Source organism: Arenimonas alkanexedens (assembly GCF_054781355.1).
On sequence record NZ_BAAGUO010000002.1, the window covers coordinates 59,343 to 75,994 of the forward strand.

The following is a 16,652-nucleotide window of genomic DNA, read 5'->3' on the forward strand; positions in this document are numbered from 1 at the left end:
TCAGCCGCCCCCCTTCATGTTGCTACCGTAGGTGCCGCTGGATACCTTGAACCCCGTGCCCGCCGACTTGCTGGACTTCCAGCCACCGGCGACCGCCGATGCGCCTTCCAGCATGGAGCCATACGCGCTCATCTTGCCGGCGTATTGGGCATTCGCCCCACTCAGCCGGGCGCCTTGCGCCCCGGCGTCGAGCCGTGCGCCGCGATCATCTCCGGCCACGATGGCCATGTACGCATCTGCCTCGGCGCCGGCGGCGATGTCGCGGTTGATGTCCAGCGGCGTCCCCTCGCCCACCCCAATACCGGCGCCGGCGAACGCCGCTTGAGCTTCGGCCTGCTGCCGCTTGCCCATCTTTCGGATTCGCTCGGCCTCGACCTGGCCCGCGCCGCGCTCGGCGTTGGCATCGGCCTCGCCTTGCTTGGCTTCGTAGTCGGCCCAGGCCGCCTGCTGCTTGCCGGCTTGATTGGCGGTGTGCGCAGCCATGCCCGCAGAAAGCAGGCTGACGGTAATCATGGCGATGGTCGCAGGCTCACACAAAATGGCTTCTCCTTTTCACCAGTTCCCACGCGGGGCACGGGCCGTCAGCCCAGAATTTGCCGCGAACAATACTGCTCACATGGCCCTGCGAAACGCCGTAGCGCCTGCCAGCTTCAATTTGGGTCGCACCGGCCGCCACCAAAGCGCGAATTGCTTGCACGTCGTCGGACGTCAACTTCGTGCAACTCCCGCGCCGGACGTTTTCGGCTGCGTCCACCGGCTCCAGATGCTCCGGGTTGCAGCAGGCGCGCACGCGGCACAGGTGGTCGATCATCTGGCCTGGCTGTAGCGCGCCGCGCACGGCTTCGAAGCGAACGCGGTGGGCGCGCCGGGTCACGCAGCAGCCCGCCACCTTACGGTTGATCTCGGCATAGCCGTCGCGGTTGAGCCGAATGGCGCGGCCTGGGCGGCTTACCGGGATATGGCAAGGCGTCGGCATCGGCCCCGCCTGCTCGGCGTGCGAGAAGTCATTCAGCTCACACATATTGGTTTCCCATCCAGAAGGGGAGGAACGTAAGGCCGCCGCGGCGTTGCGGCTGGTCGAAGGCAACCGTGAAGCCCAGCCAGATCAGCCAGCGAATGGCGGCGTGATGTCGGTCGTGCACGATGTTGATGAGGAAGGGGAAGCCGGCCAGCATCAGCTCGACTTCGGGCACCGAATGGGTCAGCAGCTCACGGCGCAGGCGGCGGGCCTCGTCGGTGGCCAGCAACCACGGGGCGCCCCATCGCGGGTTCTGCCCGTGCGGGTTGACGCCGTAGACAGCGGCGGGGACGCCATCCACGTGCGCAACGTGGCACCACCGCGCAGCCTCGGCTGACTCGAGCAGGACGTGCACGCCGTCCTCGTTCTTGCCCAAGCCCAGTTCGATGCGGTCCGCGCGCCGAAGCCTCTGGCCGATATAGGCCAGGGCGTCCGTGGTGGCAGGCTGGATCCGGACGTCCATCCGTCAGCCCTCGTTGACCGTGATCTTGTAGAACACGGCCAGAAGGTGGAACGGCATGGGCCGCGACTGGGTGATCTCGAGCTGCGCCACGCCCTTTTCCCAGCCAAGGTTGGTGAGCTGCACGTCGCCGGTGTACGGCGCCAGCGGGGCGTCGAGGTTGGCCGGAACCAGCCGGCGTGCCTGGAGCTGGGTTCCGTCGAGCTCGCCGCCGATCGTCTCGAGCAGCCGAATGGTGACCTTGTTGATTTTGCAGTTGTCGCCCTGGGAACTGCCCGAACCGGTGCCGATCTCAGGGGTCAGCGTCTTGATGCGGGTCACGTAGTTGAGTCCGATCTCGACCGCGTAGGCCAGGCGCGGGAGGGTGATGGAGCCGCCCGTGACCGTGAACTGGCCCATATCCACCCCATCAGCCACGCAGTCCACCGTCTTGCCCTCCAGATGGTCCAGGCCGGTCCAGACCGCCGATCCCGGGCCGCTGGTCCCGGTGATGGCGCTGTCGGTATGCAGGCCCGGCACAAAGCGCTCGATGTAGCGCTTGGTCACGCCGTTGATGGTCCTGTTGACGATCACCCACGTCTGTTCGCCGTCGCCCGTTGGCAGCGTGGCGACGTCCTCGTAAATGCCGTCTGTGATGATCTGGCTGGTGGCAATCAGGGATTGCTCCCGATCAACCGACAGCAGCCCAATGCGGCCGTCGGCCAGGACGTGCCACAGCAGCGGCTCCGGGTCTTTCTGGTAGGCGATCTGCTCGATGCCGACGCGGTACAGGTGCTCGGCCAGCGCCGACATATCGAAGGCGCCGTAGTTGCGCTGGTCGTACTGGTCCGGAGACATCGCCCGGATGCGGTTGCCACCGGCCTGCACGAAGAACAGCTCGTTGCCCACGCGCTCGGGGGCGATCTTCTTGGCGCCGTAGTTGGATTGCTCGTCGATCTTGGGGACGTTCGTCGGACCGAGCGCGGTTTTGCTGCCCGCGGCAAAGGTGAACTCGCCGCCGCCCGTGAGCGCGACCAGGGCCTTGCAGTGGGTGATGTGCAGGATCGGGTCGTACCGGTCCGTGCTCACCAAATAGCTGACCGGGTCGGTCGCCAGCGGTCCGCCCACGAACTCCAGCGATTCCGCAAGCGCTGAACCCCACACGGTCAGCGGGTAGCCGGCGGACCCGGCCAGCCACAGCCGCTGCTGGTAAAGCGTTCCGGTGCGCGGCCAACCGTTGACGGTGCTCCAGACGCTTTCCTCGATCGTCCAGGCATAGGGCGGGGCCGAGACCGTGCTGGTCAAGTCCTGGACGATCTCGGCATTGACCGTGGTCGTGCTCACATAGGCGGTGATCTTGACCAGCCCGCCGTTGATGCGTAGGTACTTGCCCACGTCGCCCGTCCGGAAGCCGCCCGCCCCGGTGAACAGGATCAGCTCGGCCGTGCCGAAGGTCGACGCGGTGCCCGGGGTGTCGAGGGTTGCGTACTGGAACGTGGTGGAAAGCGGCACGGCGGTAATCGTGAACGAGCCGTTGTACTCGGGCGGGTCGTTGCCGAAAACCACCACGGTCTGGCCCACCATGAAGCCATGGGGCACGCTGGTGGTGACCGTCACCGTGCCCGAGAAGAACGCCAGCCCGGTAATGGTCTGGGTGGCACTTCCGGCCAAGGTGGTGATCGTCACCGTGATGATGCCGCCGGCCGGCGACTTCGCAGAAGGCTGCGCGTAGGCCAGCGGGCTGCCGTCGATCACCCATTCCCCCGAGGACAGGGAGGTGCTTTCGAAAGCCTGGGTCACGGCAACCGTGACCACGGTGTCGCTGATGTATGCGGTGATCTCGCCGATGCCGCTGGCCGAATAAATGGCCCGGCCGATGTCGGACTCGAAGAACGCCGCGGCGCCGGCGGTGAAGGTGCGCGAGCCTACCGCCTCTGAGGACAGGGTTAGCGTGGTGGCCGGGCGCACGCCCAGCTCGGCGATGGGGTGGCTGGTGAAAGGCGCGGCTGCAAAGACCCATAGGTCGTCCGCAAACCGCTGCAGCCGATAGGGCGCCACGCCCTGGTGCAGCAAGAACATGGTGTCGCCGCCCTGGGTGTAGTCCACTTCCAGGATCTGCGCGGTGTTGTAGGGGGTGGCGATCTCGTAGGGGCTCACGCCGTCGAGGATCTGGGCGCCATCTTGGTTGTAGAACCGGGCGTAACTATCCCCGACCTCGATCATGTAGGCCTGGTCGTTGTTGAACACGAACGGGATCAGCCGCGTCCGCTTGGTGCTGTCCTTGACCTCGGCGACGAAAGCCTTGCCCCACCGGCGCAGCACGCCGCCCTGGGCCACGCAGATGCCGTTGATGATCGTCTCGGCCCCATTCTGCACCGGAGGGATATCAACGCGCCCTCGGAGCTTTGGCGAGACTTCGCCTCCCGTGAAGTTGGTGAGGGGGTAGTTGACCTTTGGCATCAGCCACGGACCTGCTGGAACCGGAAATTGCCCAGCGTTTCCGGTGGATTCTCCTGCCCATCCACGGCCTTGGCCGTCTTGAGCATGTTCTGGAACTGCCCGGCCATGGCCTCGGCCAGAGAGGTCGAGCCCGTGATGGCGTAGGCCGCGCGCGCTGCCATGGCGTAGGTCATCACGTCCACCAGAAGCGAATCCCACTGACTCGGGTCTTCCTGGTCGAACACGTAGCGCAGGTGGCAGATGGAAGTATCCATCAGCAGCTTTCGGCCCTCGAGCATGTAGGGGTCTTCGCAGCCGTCGATGCCTACGCTGTTCACCCGCACGAAGTCGCCAGGGACGGTGAACTGGTACGTCCAAGGCCCGAATGCCGGGCCGGCCGCGTCAGGAGATAGGACGACGCGCTTGCACGCGCTGTTCCACGGGTGAGCGCGCAAGACCGACAGCCGCACGAGGGGCCAGAGGTTCGACACGACGGTCACCCGGTCCGGGTCCTCGTTGAAGGACGCCACGGTCTTGTCGCCCAGCATCACCAGGGCGTTGGAGCAGATTTGTACGGCGCTGGTCACGGGCGGCTCCTAATAAACCTCGGGGCGCACTTGGCGCCCCGAGTTGTGCAACGGTCAGCAGCAGACCTCTTCGGAGCATCAGTCGTTGCTGACGAACTGCGCCCGGAGCGCCACGTCACCCGCCGGCGTGGTGGCCGCGGTGAAGGTGAGCGCGATGTCGTACTGCTTGCCCGGGTCGGCGGTCAGGCCCAGCAGCTGCCAGACCGGCTCTTCCAGACGCGCCACCGTGATGGTGCCGGACTCGCGCAGCACGTCCGTGTTGGCCAGGGCCGTGGCGATGGACTGGGCCGAGGCGAACAGATCGACATCCACGACCGCGCCGGCGTTGACCGTCGGGATGTCGTAGAGGCCGACGTCCGCGGCGGCGCCGGTGAGGGCCGTGCAGGACAGAAGCAAGGCGCCCACACGGTCGCTGGACTTGATGCGGAGCACGCGGGCGATGGACCCGATGGAAGCGGACGCGGGGATGGCGGCGCGGCCGATGCTTTCACGCACGCGGGCATTGGCCAGGCGCATCGGCACCTGGTTCGGGAGGGGCGGGGCAGCGTCTGCGGTGGTGATCGCAGCGCTCTTGACGTTTTCAACAGCCATGGTGTTCTCCTAAAGCGGGGATGGGGTCAAGGGGCTGGCGAACCAGCCCCGGCAGATCAGGACTCGATGGCCTGCACCTCGACGACCTTTTCTTCCTCGACGCGAACCGCGCCCAGGGACTGCTTGGCGTAGATGCGGACATTGAAGCCCTTGCCCGGGTCTTCACCGACGCGGGTCACCACGTCCTCGCCCTTGCCCAGCACGACACCGGACTTAGCCCAGGCGTACAGGAAGCGGGTGGTGGACACCTTGGCGAAGCGCTCGGTCGGCACCCAGGTGAAGCCCATCCAGCGGCCCTTCATCGTGCCGTTCTGCAGCATCTGCACGGCCAGGTAATCGGCCGAAGTCAGCTGCACGTCGGTCAACACGTCCGACAGGGCGGTCGCGCTGTAGCCAAAGTGCAGGTCCTCGCCCGCCTCTTCGTCGGCCTCGTTGGTGCGGAAAATCTTCTTGGTCTGGATGATCTTGGCCTTGGTCAGGCCGGTGCCGCCCACGACGATCTTCTGCGTGGCCGGGAGCGCGATGTTGCCGGAGGAACTGCGGCTGTTGCCGCCCAGGGACGAGATCACGATGTCGTCCTTGGAGCGATTCATGCCCGCCACCATGGCGTTCACGTAGTCGCTCGTCGGGTCGATCAGGGTGCGGACCTTGTCTTGGTCGTCCACCATGTCGCCGTCTTCCCAGTCGTAGAGGTCCACGAACCGGGTGGAGTGCGGCTGCTCGTTCAGCGGGGTGTCGCCATGGCGGGTGAGGCGGCGCTGGGCGGAACGCTGGCCGAGTCGGTTGATCGACTTGGACATCCCTCGGATGCCGCCCTCGATGGTCACGCACGACTCAAGGCGCGACATTTTCTGCTGCGCCACGTGCATGAAGTTGTCGCCAAATGCCTGGCGGAAGGCTTCGGTGATCTGGTTGCTCATAAGAAACTCCGGAAAGGGTTGAACAGGGGTTGTTCGTGCCGTTCCGGGTGTCCGTTTGCACGGGCCGGGTTTGCGCGGGGCAACGTCTCGCGGGCTGGTGCTCCGGGTATCCGCTGCCAAGCGGGCCGGTGCTGGGATGCTCACGGATGTACGCGGTCGGAATCCCGACTATTGGCCCCCGTGGTAGGCTCGGCGCGTCAAGTCGTGGCCGGGAGGTCGAAATGGTCTGGGTTTGGATCCTGCTGGCGCCTATCGCCATCGGCTTGGCGGCCACGGCCTATCTCATGGGCCTGCACTGGCTGGGTCGCCGTCTCGGCTGGAACGTCGAGAGCCCGTGGCTCCCGGTGCTGTGTATGACGGCCGCTGGCGTCGTCGCCGCCATGTTCCTTGGCCCGATCGGCTGACAAAGAAAGGCCCGGTTGCCCGGGCCATTCCCTACCGCTACCGGGGGACCAGGCCCGGTTCTTGCGATCTCAGACTTTCGTGACCCCGGGGGCCGGGGCCGTGCCGTAGCGCTTTGCGTACAGGTCTTGTTTGCGCTGCATCAGCGCCTTGTGCTGCGGGTGGTTCGCGTCGTTGTAGCCCTCCTGGCTGCGAATCTCCTGGAGCTGGCTGTCGAAGTCCGCGGCCGCGATGCTGGTGCCCGAGGACAGGGACTGCGCTTCCGAGAACTCGGGCCCCAGAGCCGCCATCAGCCGCAGGAAGCGCGGGTCGTTGGCGATCGGGGAGCCTTCGATCTCGGCCATGGGGATGCCGGCCTTCTCAGCCACGGCCGCGGTGACCCGGTAAGCGGCCTTGAGGTTGGTCTGGAACGTGGCTTCGTCCTTCCACTCGGCCTTGAGCTGGGTGGCGCAGGCTTCGACGTCGATCGTTTGGGCGCCCTTGGCGATGTCCGGAGCACGCGCCATGTACTCATTGAGCACATAGCTCACCTGCTCGTTGCTCAGGCCCTTGGCGTGGGCGCCCTTGAGGAAGGACTGATACAGCGGGTCAGCCTTGAGTTCTTCGATGTTGACGCCTTCGGGCAGACCCTCGGGGGCGTACTCGTCGGCCGATGCTGGTGGCAGGTCGCCCTTGCCGATGCGCTTGGAGAGCTCGTTGTAGCCGTCGGCCTGCTTTGCCAGCGTGGCGTCCATGTCGAGCGTGCCGTCGGCTTTGAGGACGCGGTACTTCTCCTGGACGCGCTCGATCAGCGCGGGGGCTTCGGTGCCTTCCTTGCCGCCGGCGAGAACGCTGCCGGTCGCTTCGCCAGTCGCCGCTGGATCCGCGGGGACAGCCGCGGCACCGTCGGCGGCGCCACCAGCGCCAGCCCCATCATCAGCCATCGCGCGATACGCATAGCGGTTATTCCTCAGTTTCATGGTCCTGAACTCCGTTGGCTTGGTTGATTTTCAGCGCGATAAACTCGACCACCGACCGCGCGCCGGCGTTGAAATCTGAACGGCGCACGCCGTCAATGCCGCCTTCGAACACCGGGCCCCGGCTGAACCGGCGCTCGAGTTCGGCCAGGATGATCGCGCCCTCGGCATGCTGTTCGAACACCCGCACGTACATGGCGGGGTCGAACGGCTCCGGGCCGGCGGGCTGGCTCACGCATCCACCAGCACGGCAACGTTCACGCCGTAAGCGCTGATGTCCGGGCGATCGGCGTAGAAGTCGCCGGGGGCGTCCGCGACCCAGTTGCGGTAGAGGTCGGACAGGCTGCCCACCACCTGCTTCTCGGTGCCCTGCTTGAGGTACACCGGGATCGTGATGTTTCCGGGGATGCGCACGCCGGCAGCGGTCGCCAGCGAGAACGTGGCGCGGCTGGTGACGGAAACCGGAGTGCCTGCGAGAGCGGTCTGGCCGGCGGCGATGTGGGTGGTCTGGGTCATGGGGTGCTCCTGGTGAAATGGTTGATGTTGTCAATGGCCTCGCGCCGCCCGCCCGCCACAGCGCCGGGGTCGGTGTTGGAGTGGCCCGCAGACAAGTACACGGACTTCATGCTACCGCCCTCTCGCCTTCGGTGTGGCCCGCCCAGAAGTGGTGGTATCTGGCCTTGGCGACTAGATACGCTTGGCTTGCTTCTTCCGGTGTCGCAAAGAATCCGAGGTGCTTAACTTTGCCCTCGGCGCGTATCTGCGCGTGCCATGCCTTCGATTGTTCCGACCACGAAACACCGATGTAACCCGATGTTGAGCCTTTCTTGGCGCGAAACTTGTTTTGCATGTTCTGCGAGTGAGTGGCCGCCCTTAGATTGGCAATGCGGTTGTTCGCTCTATCCCCGTCCGTGTGGTCAACCTCATTCTCCGGCCACTCGCCATAGTGGAGAAGCCATGCGACTCGGTGCGCCTTAAGTTGGCGACCTAGAAGTTGAATATTGATGTACCCCTGCTGGCTCACGTTGCCCGCGACCTGTCCGACAGTTATCCGGCCATTGGGCGAAACAAGCCATGTGAGCAGGCCGCTTTCCGGGCAGTAGGACAGGAACTTGCCGACTTCTTCGGCTGAGAGGTAGAGGGATTTCATGCCGCAACCCCCAAGCCAATATTGACGCCCGATGTGCCTGCCCCGATGCACGGAGAACCCGACTCAACCTTCCAGTTGTCTTGGTCGGAACCGGAGCCGGTGACGAGTAGCGGGTCTTGGCCGGTAACGTCTACGCCGTCAGCGGTGAGTCCCGCCGTGTAGTTGGCCGTGTTGTTGAAGAAGCAGTTGTTTTCAAATGACCAAATCGCGTTTACTCGGGCAATTGCGCCAGCCGTGGTTACGCTGCTAATCGCGGTAGTGGCGTCCTCAAAGATGTTGTTCCTGACGCTCCCGCCCGGCCCTCCGTTCCACGTTGCGCCGCCGTCGTAGAAGTGCCATTCCAGAATAGGCGCTCCGGTGCGGCTGAACACGCAGTTCTCGATGATTGCAGGGCCTTGCGTTCCGGTGCCGCGCCCCATGCGAATTTTCCAGTCACCATAGCAACGGAGAAAGCGACTGGCGGCGTTCGCCTCGGCGTTCAATCCTTCGGCATAGCAATCTGTCATGCGGACGGGGGAATTCGCAGCGCCGCTATCGTTTGCGGCCCATGTGCCAGCGCCCTTAATGAATCGGCAGCGAACAAAATCAGCCTCGCCAGCGTTGAATCCGATGCCGATGCCGATGCCCTTGGCACTAGCTACGTCCGCGATGAAAACGCAGTCCTCAAAGTAAGCGACTGGGACTTCTGGCGAGTTGTCTGCGACAAGCACGTTTGGGCTGCTGGTCGTGCCGCAATTGACGGTGCATCGGTAGTGATAGGTTCGGCTGTTATCAATGTGCGCGATTGCGGCCTTGTTGCTGGCCGTGGTCATTGTGCAATCGTAGGCGTAGCCGATGGAATCTCCGTGAGCCGAGAAGCAATCGCCGGAAGCGCCCGGCGCGGTCATGGTCACATTCCGGCAAATTACCGTGCATTCAAGACCTACACCATAAGCGCCGCCGAAGTTCACGTTATCGTTTGTGACGTTGGTAAGCGTGCAAGGGCCGACCACTTCGAGGGTTAGGTTTTGCGCGTAGACCCGCACATTATTGGCGAAGTTCGCAGCCGCATCGTCTTGGTTGTCCACGGTGACGCCAGCCATGTAGAACTTAATCGCACGGCGAGATGCGTATGCGCTAGAAGCTGCCGCCCAATCCGGGCCGCCCTTGTACGTCCCCGGCGCGACATAGACGGCCTTATTGCCTGACGCCGCATCGAACAACGCCTTGACCGACTGAATCGTGAGTTTCGGCGTGCTGGGCGTAAGGCCGTCGTTGGAATCGATGCCCGTGGTGGACACGAAGTAATCAGCCTGCGTGGCCGGGTCAAACCCGCCCCCCCTCCCAGCAGACGTAATTGCGCCAACACGTCCACCCAGGCCAGCCCTGCCCTGCCCGATGCGCCGGCCGATCATCGCGCGACCCCTTGCTGCTTGGTCGCGCCCTTGACGGCCTCCATCTGCATGGCGCCCGCTTGCTCTTGCTGCTGCGCGGCTTGCGCGGCTTCGGCCCGGCCCTGGCGCCGCTTGGCGATGTCGTCAGGCTTGCGACGGATGGCCGTAGGCACCCCCAGAGCCTCGCCCTTGAACTGCATGGCGGCGTCGAGGTCGATGTTGTCGAGCATTTCGGCGGCGGTTTCCGGGCTGGACTCCGCGGCGACCAGCACGCCCTGGAGGAACGTGTCCACGGCCTGCACTTCCTCGAGCTTCTGCGCGCGCGCCATGGGGCTGATGTACTTGGCCGTGAAGGTCCGGTTGCCCAGCGACTGGGGTGGCGTGCCGAGGGCGCCGGCCCGATAGGCCAAGCCAAAGCAGCGGTCAATCAGGGGCCGCAGGTACTCGGCCTGATAGCGGCCGTACACCGGGCCCAGCTTCTGCCGCAGCATCTGCATGTTCTGGTAAATCTCGGTGGCCGAACGCACCGGGCCGTCCTGCGGGGTCAGCTCGTCGGTCATAAGGCGCCGGCGCACAGCGGCCTGGAGGCGTTCCTCGGCCGTGAACCCGACGTTGAAGTCGGCGCCGGTGAGCAGCGGCTTCATCGAATCAACGGAATTGGCCACGATGATCTTGCGCGGGCCGACCTTGACGGACCGGGCGTTGAGCACGCCGTCGTCCTCGGCAATCCACATGCCGGCGATGGCCAGCTCCATGGACGCCTTCTGCATGAACTTGGTGTCGTTGAGCTCCTGCATATCCGGCAGCGCGTCATACACCGGGCCGACGCCATAGGCCGACTCGGGGATGCGCAGCCAGCGGGGCACGACACACGGGAACTCGTGGTATCCACTCTCGCGCAGCAGTTTCTGCGCCTTGACCTCGCCGTGCAGGGAGGCAAAGGGCAGATTCTTGGCCCGCAGCGCACCCACCGCACTCAGGGCCCGGGGCTCGATCACGTGGACCAGGTCCACCATGGTGTCGGGCTTGTCCTGGGCGAGCTTGCGCGTCTCGACGCTGACAGTTTCCTCGCCAAACTCGCGGACCACGGCGACGGCGGGGAGCTGGTAGTAGTGGTAGATCGTGTCGATGCGCCCGTCTGTCCGGGTGCTGGCGCAGTAGCAGCTGGCTAGCGTCCACTTCTCGAACACATAGCCGCCCTGCTCGCGGTCGTCGTCGATGTAGAGCACGCACCAGCCGGCGATCACGCTGTCGAGCACGGCCTCATAGGCCGAGGCGTCGAAGTTGGAGTTGTGGATGTTCTCCCAGATGGCCACGGCGGCGTCGTAGAGCCAGCGCTCTTCTTCGCTCGTCTCGCTGCCCACGTCCAGCAAGGCCCACAGGGTCGAGCTCGGGGTGAGGCCCTGCATGATGGCGCTGGTCAGGGTGCGGGCGCCCTCGGTGCCGGTGCCATCGAGCAGGGAAGCATTGCGGCTAAGGCCCTGCTGGGCGTCGATCTTGTTGCCCTGCAGGCCGCTGCCCAGGATCGGGTAGGTGTAGTCGTAGCACTTGCGCCACACGTCCTCGTGCGGCTGGCGCAGGGACTTGAGCGCGGATCCACGCTGCAGGCATCGCTCGAAGTTGGTGGCGCTCATCAGCCACCGCCAGGGGCAGCTGACGCCAGCATCGACGCGCCCGCAGGCCCGGTGTACCCGGCCGCGCCCATGGTGAGCAGGGACGACCGTTTCTGCCGCTTACGCTTGACCGCCAGCTCCTGATTGGCCACCCGCTGACCCTGCGTCTCGGCCGCCTGGGCTTCGGCGACGGGATCGCGCACTACGATCGCTGGGGTTTTTTGCTTGGGCGCGGAGCACATGCGGCGTTCTCTCAGCGGATGATCGGTGGGGTGGCGGTGGACGGCATCAGCCAGCCATCTGCGGTCAGCACGGGCCGGATGAGGGTCGAGGGGTCAATGGCAGCGGCTCCGGGGCGGCTGGGGATGGGCGCGATGGCGGAGACATCCGCAAGCGCCTCGGCCACCACGCTGGTGCCATATTCCGCCTTTACCGCCAGCCCGCCCTGCCGGGCAATGCGTGGCTGCAGCTCGGCCTCGATCGCGGCCAGGTACTCGGGGCGGTGCTCGCCGCTGCGCTCGGCGGTGTCGAGCGAGATCAGCCCCTCGTCGGACAGGACGGCGATCTCGGCGAGGAAGGACTCGGGGACGGTGGGCAGCGGCTCGGGCGACGGCGTGATGGGCGCGGCGCCCGGAATCTGCGGAACGAGGGCGGGTCGGTTCTTGGCCATGGGCTGGTCCTTGGGTGAGGTTGCGCAAGGAGCGTGCCGCGCTCGGCCGGTCGGGTTCCCGACTTTCACCCCAGCCAGTTCGGCGCATGGGTACGCGGCGCCTTGGCTACGTCGTGCTCGGTCGCGCGCGCCCAGAAAATCAGCAGGCGCTCCCCTTCGACGTGCCGGGGCTCGTGGCCTTGGTTCTTCCACCCCATCAGCGTGGACTTGGGGACCGCGATCTGCGCGGCGATGGCCTGCAGGGCGTAGCCGCGGCGGGAGAGGTCCAGCAGCACCTGGAACCAGTCCACGCGCTCGACGGGCCCCTTGTGGCTCACTCGCGGCTCCGAATGTCGTAAAGCCGCCTGGCCCCAGGGATGGTGATCTCGTAGTGCCGGCCGCGCGGGGCCAGGTAGCCCTGGCTCAGGCAGGCGGTGAGGAGCTGGTCGGCCGCGCGCTTGAACCGGCGCTGGAACCCCTCCCGGGTGCCGTCGCGGTTGGCGTCGAACCAGGTCAGGGCGTCGTGCAGCCGGTCGGGGCTAAACGTGCGCACGCGCGAGGCCGTCATGCGCGAGGCCGGGCGCAGGAGCGGGTCGGCCCGGCTCACTTGGCACCACCAGGAACCACGGCGTGAACCGCCACGCCGGCTTGCGGCGGATCTTGCCCTTGGCTTCCAGGCGCAGCAGCACCTGCCAGACGGCGGTGGGCTTCTTGCCCATGCGAGCGCCTAGGCTGAACGAGGTGTCACCGTCCACGAACGCTTGCAGGGTCTCGGTCATAGCGGGCGAAAGCTCGGTGGCCGGCTTGGCCTTGAATGGCGCCGGTCGCTCCCTGCTGCGCTCCGCCCCTGCCCGTTCCATCTTCGCGGCGGTAGCGCGGCTGGTGACCAGCTGCACGAGCTGGTTCCCGGTGTAGCCGGTTTCCTTCATGGCGCCGACCGGCAGGCGCTCGGGCTGCTCACCCCGGGCCAGGAAGTCGGCATAGGCTGCGGCCAGCTCGGCGCGCTCGCGCTCTTTGGGGTTAAGGCTCAGGCTCAAGAGAACTCCTCCGTCGCCCAGCCGCCCTTACTGGCCTTCACCGCCACGAACCGGAAGGGGTACATGCCGGACGCCACCTTGATCTTCACGCGGGCGTCGTCGGTCCAGTGGCCCTTCACTTCGTGGCACTCCATCGTGCCGTCGGCCAGCATCACCGCGAAGTCGGGGGTGTAGAACGTCGCGTCGGCCAGTCGCAGCTTCAGGCCCTCGAACCGGCGCCAGACAATGGTCCCGGCGTGCTGCAGCAGGGCCAAGTGTTGGTCATACCGGGCCTCGGTCTTGTTCATCGTGCCGCGCGGCAGGCGGCCCAGGGCGTAGTTCTGGGTCATACCGCCCTCGCCTGCCGCAGGAACGTCTTAAGCCCGACGCGCAGCAGCGGGGCCTTTGGCATGCCGATGCGGCTCAGACGCACCATCTTCGACTTCGGGCTGTAACTGGCCACCTCGACCCACCAGGGCGCCAGGTAGAACGGGGTTCCGACGGTCGGGCTCATGAATTCTCCAATGCGGCCACACGGCCCAGTGTCAGGTTGAGCGCGGCCAGCTCCGCCCGAAGGCCGGCGGTCTTGAACCGCAGCCGGAGCATCGTCTGGTCGCCGTGGATGCCATGGGGGCCGCGATGGCACAGCGGGCAGACGCCGATGGACGTGAAGTGCTGCCCCTGCTCGACGTGGTGCGCCTCCACCGGCGCCGGGCCGTCGCACAGGGCGCAGCTGGTCGCCTTGACCTTGGCTAGGTGCGCGGACTCGGCGCGGGTGAAGCTGGCGGCGTTTTTCGTCCTCATGCGTCCGGACCCGCGGCCTCGGTCTTGCGGTCGACGCCAAGCCGCTCGGCTATTTCGTCCAGCGCGCGGCGGGCGACCTCGGGCGATGCCGGCGTCCGCTCGGCCTCGGCTTCCTTCGCGATCGCCAGCGCGGCGCCGGGCAGTTCCACGCCGGCCATCACGAAGGCGGCGGCCAGTTCATAGGCATCGCGCAGCATCCGGTCGGCCTTGTCGGCGTCGGCGCGGCGGTAGGCGTAACCGTCCAGGTACTGCCATATCAGCCGGGCGAATGGGCTGGGCTCGGGGTTGCCGGCGCGCAGCTCGATGCGCACCTGCGGCAGGGTCGGGATGCCGAGGCACAGCGACCGGAAGCGGGGCGCCGTCGGCGGCCAGTCGCTCGGGACTAGCGAAACGGCGCGCAGGCCGGCGGCGACCTGGTGCGGCGTCAGCCCCGCCAGCACCGCGGCCCAGGTGTCACCCGCAACACCGTCCGGGGCGGCGCCGTACTGGCTCACCCACGGGTGGCCGAACATGGACGCCATGCGAAGCCAGAAGCCGTCAAGCGTCGAGGCTGACACTCTCGCCCTCGATGGTTCGGGCTTCGCGCTCTCGGCGCTCGGCAATGGCGTGCTCGACTTGCTCGACGGCAGATAGGCGACGAGATCCGCCGCGTTCACGGGTTTGGACATGGTTGGCTCCGGGGGCGGGCCTGGCGCCGTCGGCATGACGGCCCCTGGCGGTCTGGATGGCGTAGGCGAAGGGCTTACGGACGCCGGCGGCGATGGCTTCGCGGGCGGTGTCGGCCAAGGCTTCCGGCGTCACCCCCTCGGCAAGCGCCGCCTGCAGGTCGGGGTGGCTGGGGTTGGTCTGGCCGCAGCCGGCGTCCCGCATAGCCCGGCAAGCGAGCCCGGCAAGCGACGGCGAGGCCGGCGCGCTGCTCTCTGGCTTCTGCTCTTTGGTGTTGGTGTTGGTGTTGGTGCTAGTGGGGTCGGGTGCGGCGGATTTGTCGGAATCTGTCGGATTCGCGTCGGATTGTCCGGAAGTCTCGGCGCTGTCGCGTTCCGCCCTGGCCGACTTGCTGCGGTGCTTCCGATCCCACTCGCGCTTATAGTCGGCGCGCTCGGATTCGTTCCGCATAGCGTCGTATTTGGCGTGATTCAGAAGCACCCATCCGCCGTCAATTTCGGCGATCCTGCGGCCTTCGTTCTCTTTCGTGCGGCTGTAGGGGTCGGGCGACATCATGCTTTCGAGGCCCTTCTCGACCTCGGTGATTGTGATGTTCGCCAGCCGGGCCAGGCCGGGAATCGAGCCATAGACGTTCCCGGCCTTGTCGCATTGCGAAAGCAGCGTCACCCATAGCCAGCGGGTCGCCAGCGGCTCGGAAACGATGGTCGACGCAGCGATCGACCTGAACAGCTTGGTGTATGTGTCGCTCACTGGCGCAGTTCCCATACCGTCGCGGCCCGGCCCGTGGCGGTCGGCCTGGTTGTGCCCGAATCGCGCACGAGCAGCTGGTCGCGCAGGGTCGCCATCCGGCGCGCGACCGCGACCGAGTCCAGCCCGGTGTTCGCGGCCAGCTCGTCTTTCGTCTGCGGTCCGTGCTGGCGCAGAGAGTCCAGAATCTGGCGACAGTGGCCGGCGGCGAAGTTTTGGGCCTGGCGCGCGGCCTGCTTGCTGGTGCCAGGGTCATGCCGGCGCGCGAGGGTGAAGTCGAAGGTGACCTGAAGGGCTTCCATCACAGCCTCCCCTTCCGTACGTCCGCGATCAGCGGCGAGCGCCACTTCCGGGCCAGCAGGTGGCAGACGTGGGCGCCCAGGACGGCGAGGCCGGCAGAGATCAGCAGGAAGGCCGTGGCGGACACATCGCCGGCGCGCCAGTACCAGCCGGCGGCGAAGGCGAGCGCGACGGCGCAGGCGAGCAGGAGGCCCCTCACGACGCCACCCCGACCAGCACGCGGCGCAGCGCGGCGTTCTCGTCACGCAGGCGTCGGTTCTCGCTCTCGGTCTCGGTTTCCAGTCTGCGGATGCTGTGCAGGTCATACCCGCGGTCGTGGAGCATCCACAGCAGCGGAGCGTCATTGCCGCAGGCGTCCATCAGGGCGGTGAACTTGTCCCACTTGATGCCCTCGCCGCCCGACTGCCAGCGGCTGAACTGGCCCTTGTCCACGCCCAGGGCCTGCTGCAGCTGCTTGTCCAGGTCGAAGCCGGCGACCTTGGCGCAAAGCTCGAGGGCGCCGCCAAGGCTGCGCTCGCGCATGACCTCTTCCGGGCGCAAGGGAACGGGGATAGCGAGTTGGGTACTCATCACTTCGCAACCTTGTTGAGTGGCGTTGAGAGGCTCCGGCGGGCAACGCTGAGGCCATGAACGCAGCGAACAGAAAGCCCCGCCCCGCCCAGCCGTGCTCCGACAGGGGCAGCGACGATCAGGGCGTGGGCGAGGCGGGGCATTCAGGCAGCCTTCTCGACCGCACGCACCCACAGCAGCAGGGACGCATCGAGGGCGGGATCAGCAGCGGCCATGCGCGCGGCCAGGTCGCGGCCTATGCCGCGGCTGCCGTTGCACACGCCGGCGATCGTGCTGTAGGGGATTCCGAGCAGTTCGGCCACCTTGGTGGGGCCGCCTTTCTTCTCGACGTAGGCTTTCCAGTAAGTTCGTGCGTCCATATTCCGACCAGTGCGCGTTACGCGTTGTGGTGAAGTATGCACAGCGCGTACCC

The 16,652-nt window shown here is 66.3% G+C and carries 28 protein-coding genes; 1 reads left to right on the forward strand and 27 read right to left on the reverse strand.

Annotation, left to right across the window (positions count from 1 at the left end; genetic code table 11):
- From ACYVGY_RS04675 to ACYVGY_RS04705, 7 genes are all read right to left on the reverse strand, one after another.
- Complete coding sequence (locus ACYVGY_RS04675) at positions 1-513, reverse strand: hypothetical protein (protein ID WP_460456308.1); 513 nt, start codon at positions 511-513, stop codon at positions 1-3.
- A gap of 16 nt (positions 514-529) precedes the next feature.
- On the reverse strand, positions 530-1,021 hold the full coding sequence (locus ACYVGY_RS04680; RefSeq protein ID WP_460456309.1) for an HNH endonuclease: 492 nt from the start codon (positions 1,019-1,021) through the stop codon (positions 530-532).
- On the reverse strand, positions 1,014-1,481 hold the full coding sequence (locus ACYVGY_RS04685) for a hypothetical protein (RefSeq protein WP_460456310.1): 468 nt from the start codon (positions 1,479-1,481) through the stop codon (positions 1,014-1,016). Before ACYVGY_RS04685 ends, ACYVGY_RS04680 begins: the two co-directional genes overlap by 8 nt.
- 3 nt (positions 1,482-1,484) lie before the next feature.
- Positions 1,485-3,917 carry a phage tail protein gene (locus ACYVGY_RS04690; RefSeq protein ID WP_460456311.1) on the reverse strand — a complete coding sequence of 811 codons (2,433 nt, stop codon included), beginning with the start codon at positions 3,915-3,917 and terminating at the stop codon, positions 1,485-1,487.
- Complete coding sequence (locus ACYVGY_RS04695) at positions 3,917-4,483, reverse strand: hypothetical protein (RefSeq protein WP_460456312.1); 567 nt, start codon at positions 4,481-4,483, stop codon at positions 3,917-3,919. Before ACYVGY_RS04695 ends, ACYVGY_RS04690 begins: the two co-directional genes overlap by 1 nt.
- A 78-nt stretch (positions 4,484-4,561) precedes the next feature.
- The gene (locus tag ACYVGY_RS04700) at positions 4,562-5,074 is read right to left on the reverse strand and encodes a hypothetical protein (RefSeq protein ID WP_460456313.1); all 513 of its coding nucleotides are present in this window, start codon (positions 5,072-5,074) and stop codon (positions 4,562-4,564) included.
- Between the two features lie 56 nt (positions 5,075-5,130).
- Positions 5,131-5,994: a phage capsid protein gene (locus ACYVGY_RS04705; protein WP_460456314.1), complete on the reverse strand. Its 864-nt coding sequence runs from the start codon at positions 5,992-5,994 to the stop codon at positions 5,131-5,133.
- 221 nt (positions 5,995-6,215) lie between these two features.
- On the opposite strand from ACYVGY_RS04705, the gene ACYVGY_RS04710 reads away from it, so the two are divergent.
- A complete protein-coding gene (locus ACYVGY_RS04710) occupies positions 6,216-6,398 on the forward strand; it encodes a hypothetical protein (protein WP_460456315.1) in 183 nt (60 codons plus the stop codon).
- A gap of 69 nt (positions 6,399-6,467) precedes the next feature.
- Here ACYVGY_RS04710 and ACYVGY_RS04715 read toward each other — a convergent pair whose 3' ends face one another.
- The 20 genes from ACYVGY_RS04715 to ACYVGY_RS04810 form a co-directional block, all read right to left on the reverse strand.
- Positions 6,468-7,355, reverse strand: coding sequence for a hypothetical protein (locus tag ACYVGY_RS04715; RefSeq protein ID WP_460456316.1), 888 nt, complete (start codon positions 7,353-7,355; stop codon positions 6,468-6,470).
- A complete protein-coding gene (locus ACYVGY_RS04720) occupies positions 7,339-7,587 on the reverse strand; it encodes a Bbp19 family protein (RefSeq protein ID WP_460456317.1) in 249 nt (82 codons plus the stop codon). The genes ACYVGY_RS04715 and ACYVGY_RS04720 overlap by 17 nt, the downstream gene beginning before the upstream one ends.
- Entirely contained in the window at positions 7,584-7,868 is a 285-nt protein-coding gene (locus ACYVGY_RS04725; RefSeq protein WP_460456318.1) for a hypothetical protein, read from the reverse strand. The genes ACYVGY_RS04720 and ACYVGY_RS04725 overlap by 4 nt, the downstream gene beginning before the upstream one ends.
- A 106-nt stretch (positions 7,869-7,974) precedes the next feature.
- Entirely contained in the window at positions 7,975-8,502 is a 528-nt protein-coding gene (locus ACYVGY_RS04730) for an HNH endonuclease (protein WP_460456319.1), read from the reverse strand.
- The gene (locus tag ACYVGY_RS04735; RefSeq protein ID WP_460456320.1) at positions 8,499-9,782 is read right to left on the reverse strand and encodes a hypothetical protein; all 1,284 of its coding nucleotides are present in this window, start codon (positions 9,780-9,782) and stop codon (positions 8,499-8,501) included. Before ACYVGY_RS04735 ends, ACYVGY_RS04730 begins: the two co-directional genes overlap by 4 nt.
- Before the next feature lie 110 nt (positions 9,783-9,892).
- Positions 9,893-11,509 carry a portal protein gene (locus ACYVGY_RS04740; RefSeq protein ID WP_460456321.1) on the reverse strand — a complete coding sequence of 539 codons (1,617 nt, stop codon included), beginning with the start codon at positions 11,507-11,509 and terminating at the stop codon, positions 9,893-9,895.
- Positions 11,509-11,691, reverse strand: coding sequence for a hypothetical protein (locus ACYVGY_RS04745; RefSeq protein ID WP_460456322.1), 183 nt, complete (start codon positions 11,689-11,691; stop codon positions 11,509-11,511). The genes ACYVGY_RS04740 and ACYVGY_RS04745 overlap by 1 nt, the downstream gene beginning before the upstream one ends.
- A 50-nt stretch (positions 11,692-11,741) precedes the next feature.
- Complete coding sequence (locus ACYVGY_RS04750; RefSeq protein WP_460456323.1) at positions 11,742-12,158, reverse strand: hypothetical protein; 417 nt, start codon at positions 12,156-12,158, stop codon at positions 11,742-11,744.
- Between the two features lie 65 nt (positions 12,159-12,223).
- Positions 12,224-12,475, reverse strand: coding sequence for a hypothetical protein (locus ACYVGY_RS04755; protein WP_460456324.1), 252 nt, complete (start codon positions 12,473-12,475; stop codon positions 12,224-12,226).
- Complete coding sequence (locus ACYVGY_RS04760) at positions 12,472-12,690, reverse strand: hypothetical protein (RefSeq protein WP_460456325.1); 219 nt, start codon at positions 12,688-12,690, stop codon at positions 12,472-12,474. Before ACYVGY_RS04760 ends, ACYVGY_RS04755 begins: the two co-directional genes overlap by 4 nt.
- The gene (locus ACYVGY_RS04765; protein ID WP_460456326.1) at positions 12,677-13,174 is read right to left on the reverse strand and encodes a hypothetical protein; all 498 of its coding nucleotides are present in this window, start codon (positions 13,172-13,174) and stop codon (positions 12,677-12,679) included. The genes ACYVGY_RS04760 and ACYVGY_RS04765 overlap by 14 nt, the downstream gene beginning before the upstream one ends.
- Positions 13,171-13,503 (reverse strand): DUF1064 domain-containing protein, encoded by a 333-nt coding sequence (locus ACYVGY_RS04770; protein WP_460456327.1) that lies wholly within the window; start codon positions 13,501-13,503, stop codon positions 13,171-13,173. Before ACYVGY_RS04770 ends, ACYVGY_RS04765 begins: the two co-directional genes overlap by 4 nt.
- The gene (locus ACYVGY_RS04775; RefSeq protein WP_460456328.1) at positions 13,500-13,667 is read right to left on the reverse strand and encodes a hypothetical protein; all 168 of its coding nucleotides are present in this window, start codon (positions 13,665-13,667) and stop codon (positions 13,500-13,502) included. The genes ACYVGY_RS04770 and ACYVGY_RS04775 overlap by 4 nt, the downstream gene beginning before the upstream one ends.
- Positions 13,664-13,957 carry a hypothetical protein gene (locus ACYVGY_RS04780; RefSeq protein ID WP_460456329.1) on the reverse strand — a complete coding sequence of 98 codons (294 nt, stop codon included), beginning with the start codon at positions 13,955-13,957 and terminating at the stop codon, positions 13,664-13,666. Before ACYVGY_RS04780 ends, ACYVGY_RS04775 begins: the two co-directional genes overlap by 4 nt.
- A complete protein-coding gene (locus ACYVGY_RS04785; RefSeq protein WP_460456330.1) occupies positions 13,954-14,514 on the reverse strand; it encodes a hypothetical protein in 561 nt (186 codons plus the stop codon). The genes ACYVGY_RS04780 and ACYVGY_RS04785 overlap by 4 nt, the downstream gene beginning before the upstream one ends.
- On the reverse strand, positions 14,495-15,373 hold the full coding sequence (locus tag ACYVGY_RS04790) for a hypothetical protein (RefSeq protein WP_460456331.1): 879 nt from the start codon (positions 15,371-15,373) through the stop codon (positions 14,495-14,497). The genes ACYVGY_RS04785 and ACYVGY_RS04790 overlap by 20 nt, the downstream gene beginning before the upstream one ends.
- Positions 15,370-15,672: a hypothetical protein gene (locus ACYVGY_RS04795; protein ID WP_460456332.1), complete on the reverse strand. Its 303-nt coding sequence runs from the start codon at positions 15,670-15,672 to the stop codon at positions 15,370-15,372. The genes ACYVGY_RS04790 and ACYVGY_RS04795 overlap by 4 nt, the downstream gene beginning before the upstream one ends.
- Positions 15,672-15,869: a hypothetical protein gene (locus tag ACYVGY_RS04800; RefSeq protein WP_460456333.1), complete on the reverse strand. Its 198-nt coding sequence runs from the start codon at positions 15,867-15,869 to the stop codon at positions 15,672-15,674. Before ACYVGY_RS04800 ends, ACYVGY_RS04795 begins: the two co-directional genes overlap by 1 nt.
- Positions 15,866-16,192: a hypothetical protein gene (locus ACYVGY_RS04805; protein WP_460456334.1), complete on the reverse strand. Its 327-nt coding sequence runs from the start codon at positions 16,190-16,192 to the stop codon at positions 15,866-15,868. Before ACYVGY_RS04805 ends, ACYVGY_RS04800 begins: the two co-directional genes overlap by 4 nt.
- A gap of 191 nt (positions 16,193-16,383) precedes the next feature.
- Positions 16,384-16,599: a hypothetical protein gene (locus ACYVGY_RS04810; RefSeq protein WP_460456335.1), complete on the reverse strand. Its 216-nt coding sequence runs from the start codon at positions 16,597-16,599 to the stop codon at positions 16,384-16,386.
- Positions 16,600-16,652 lie beyond the last annotated feature (53 nt).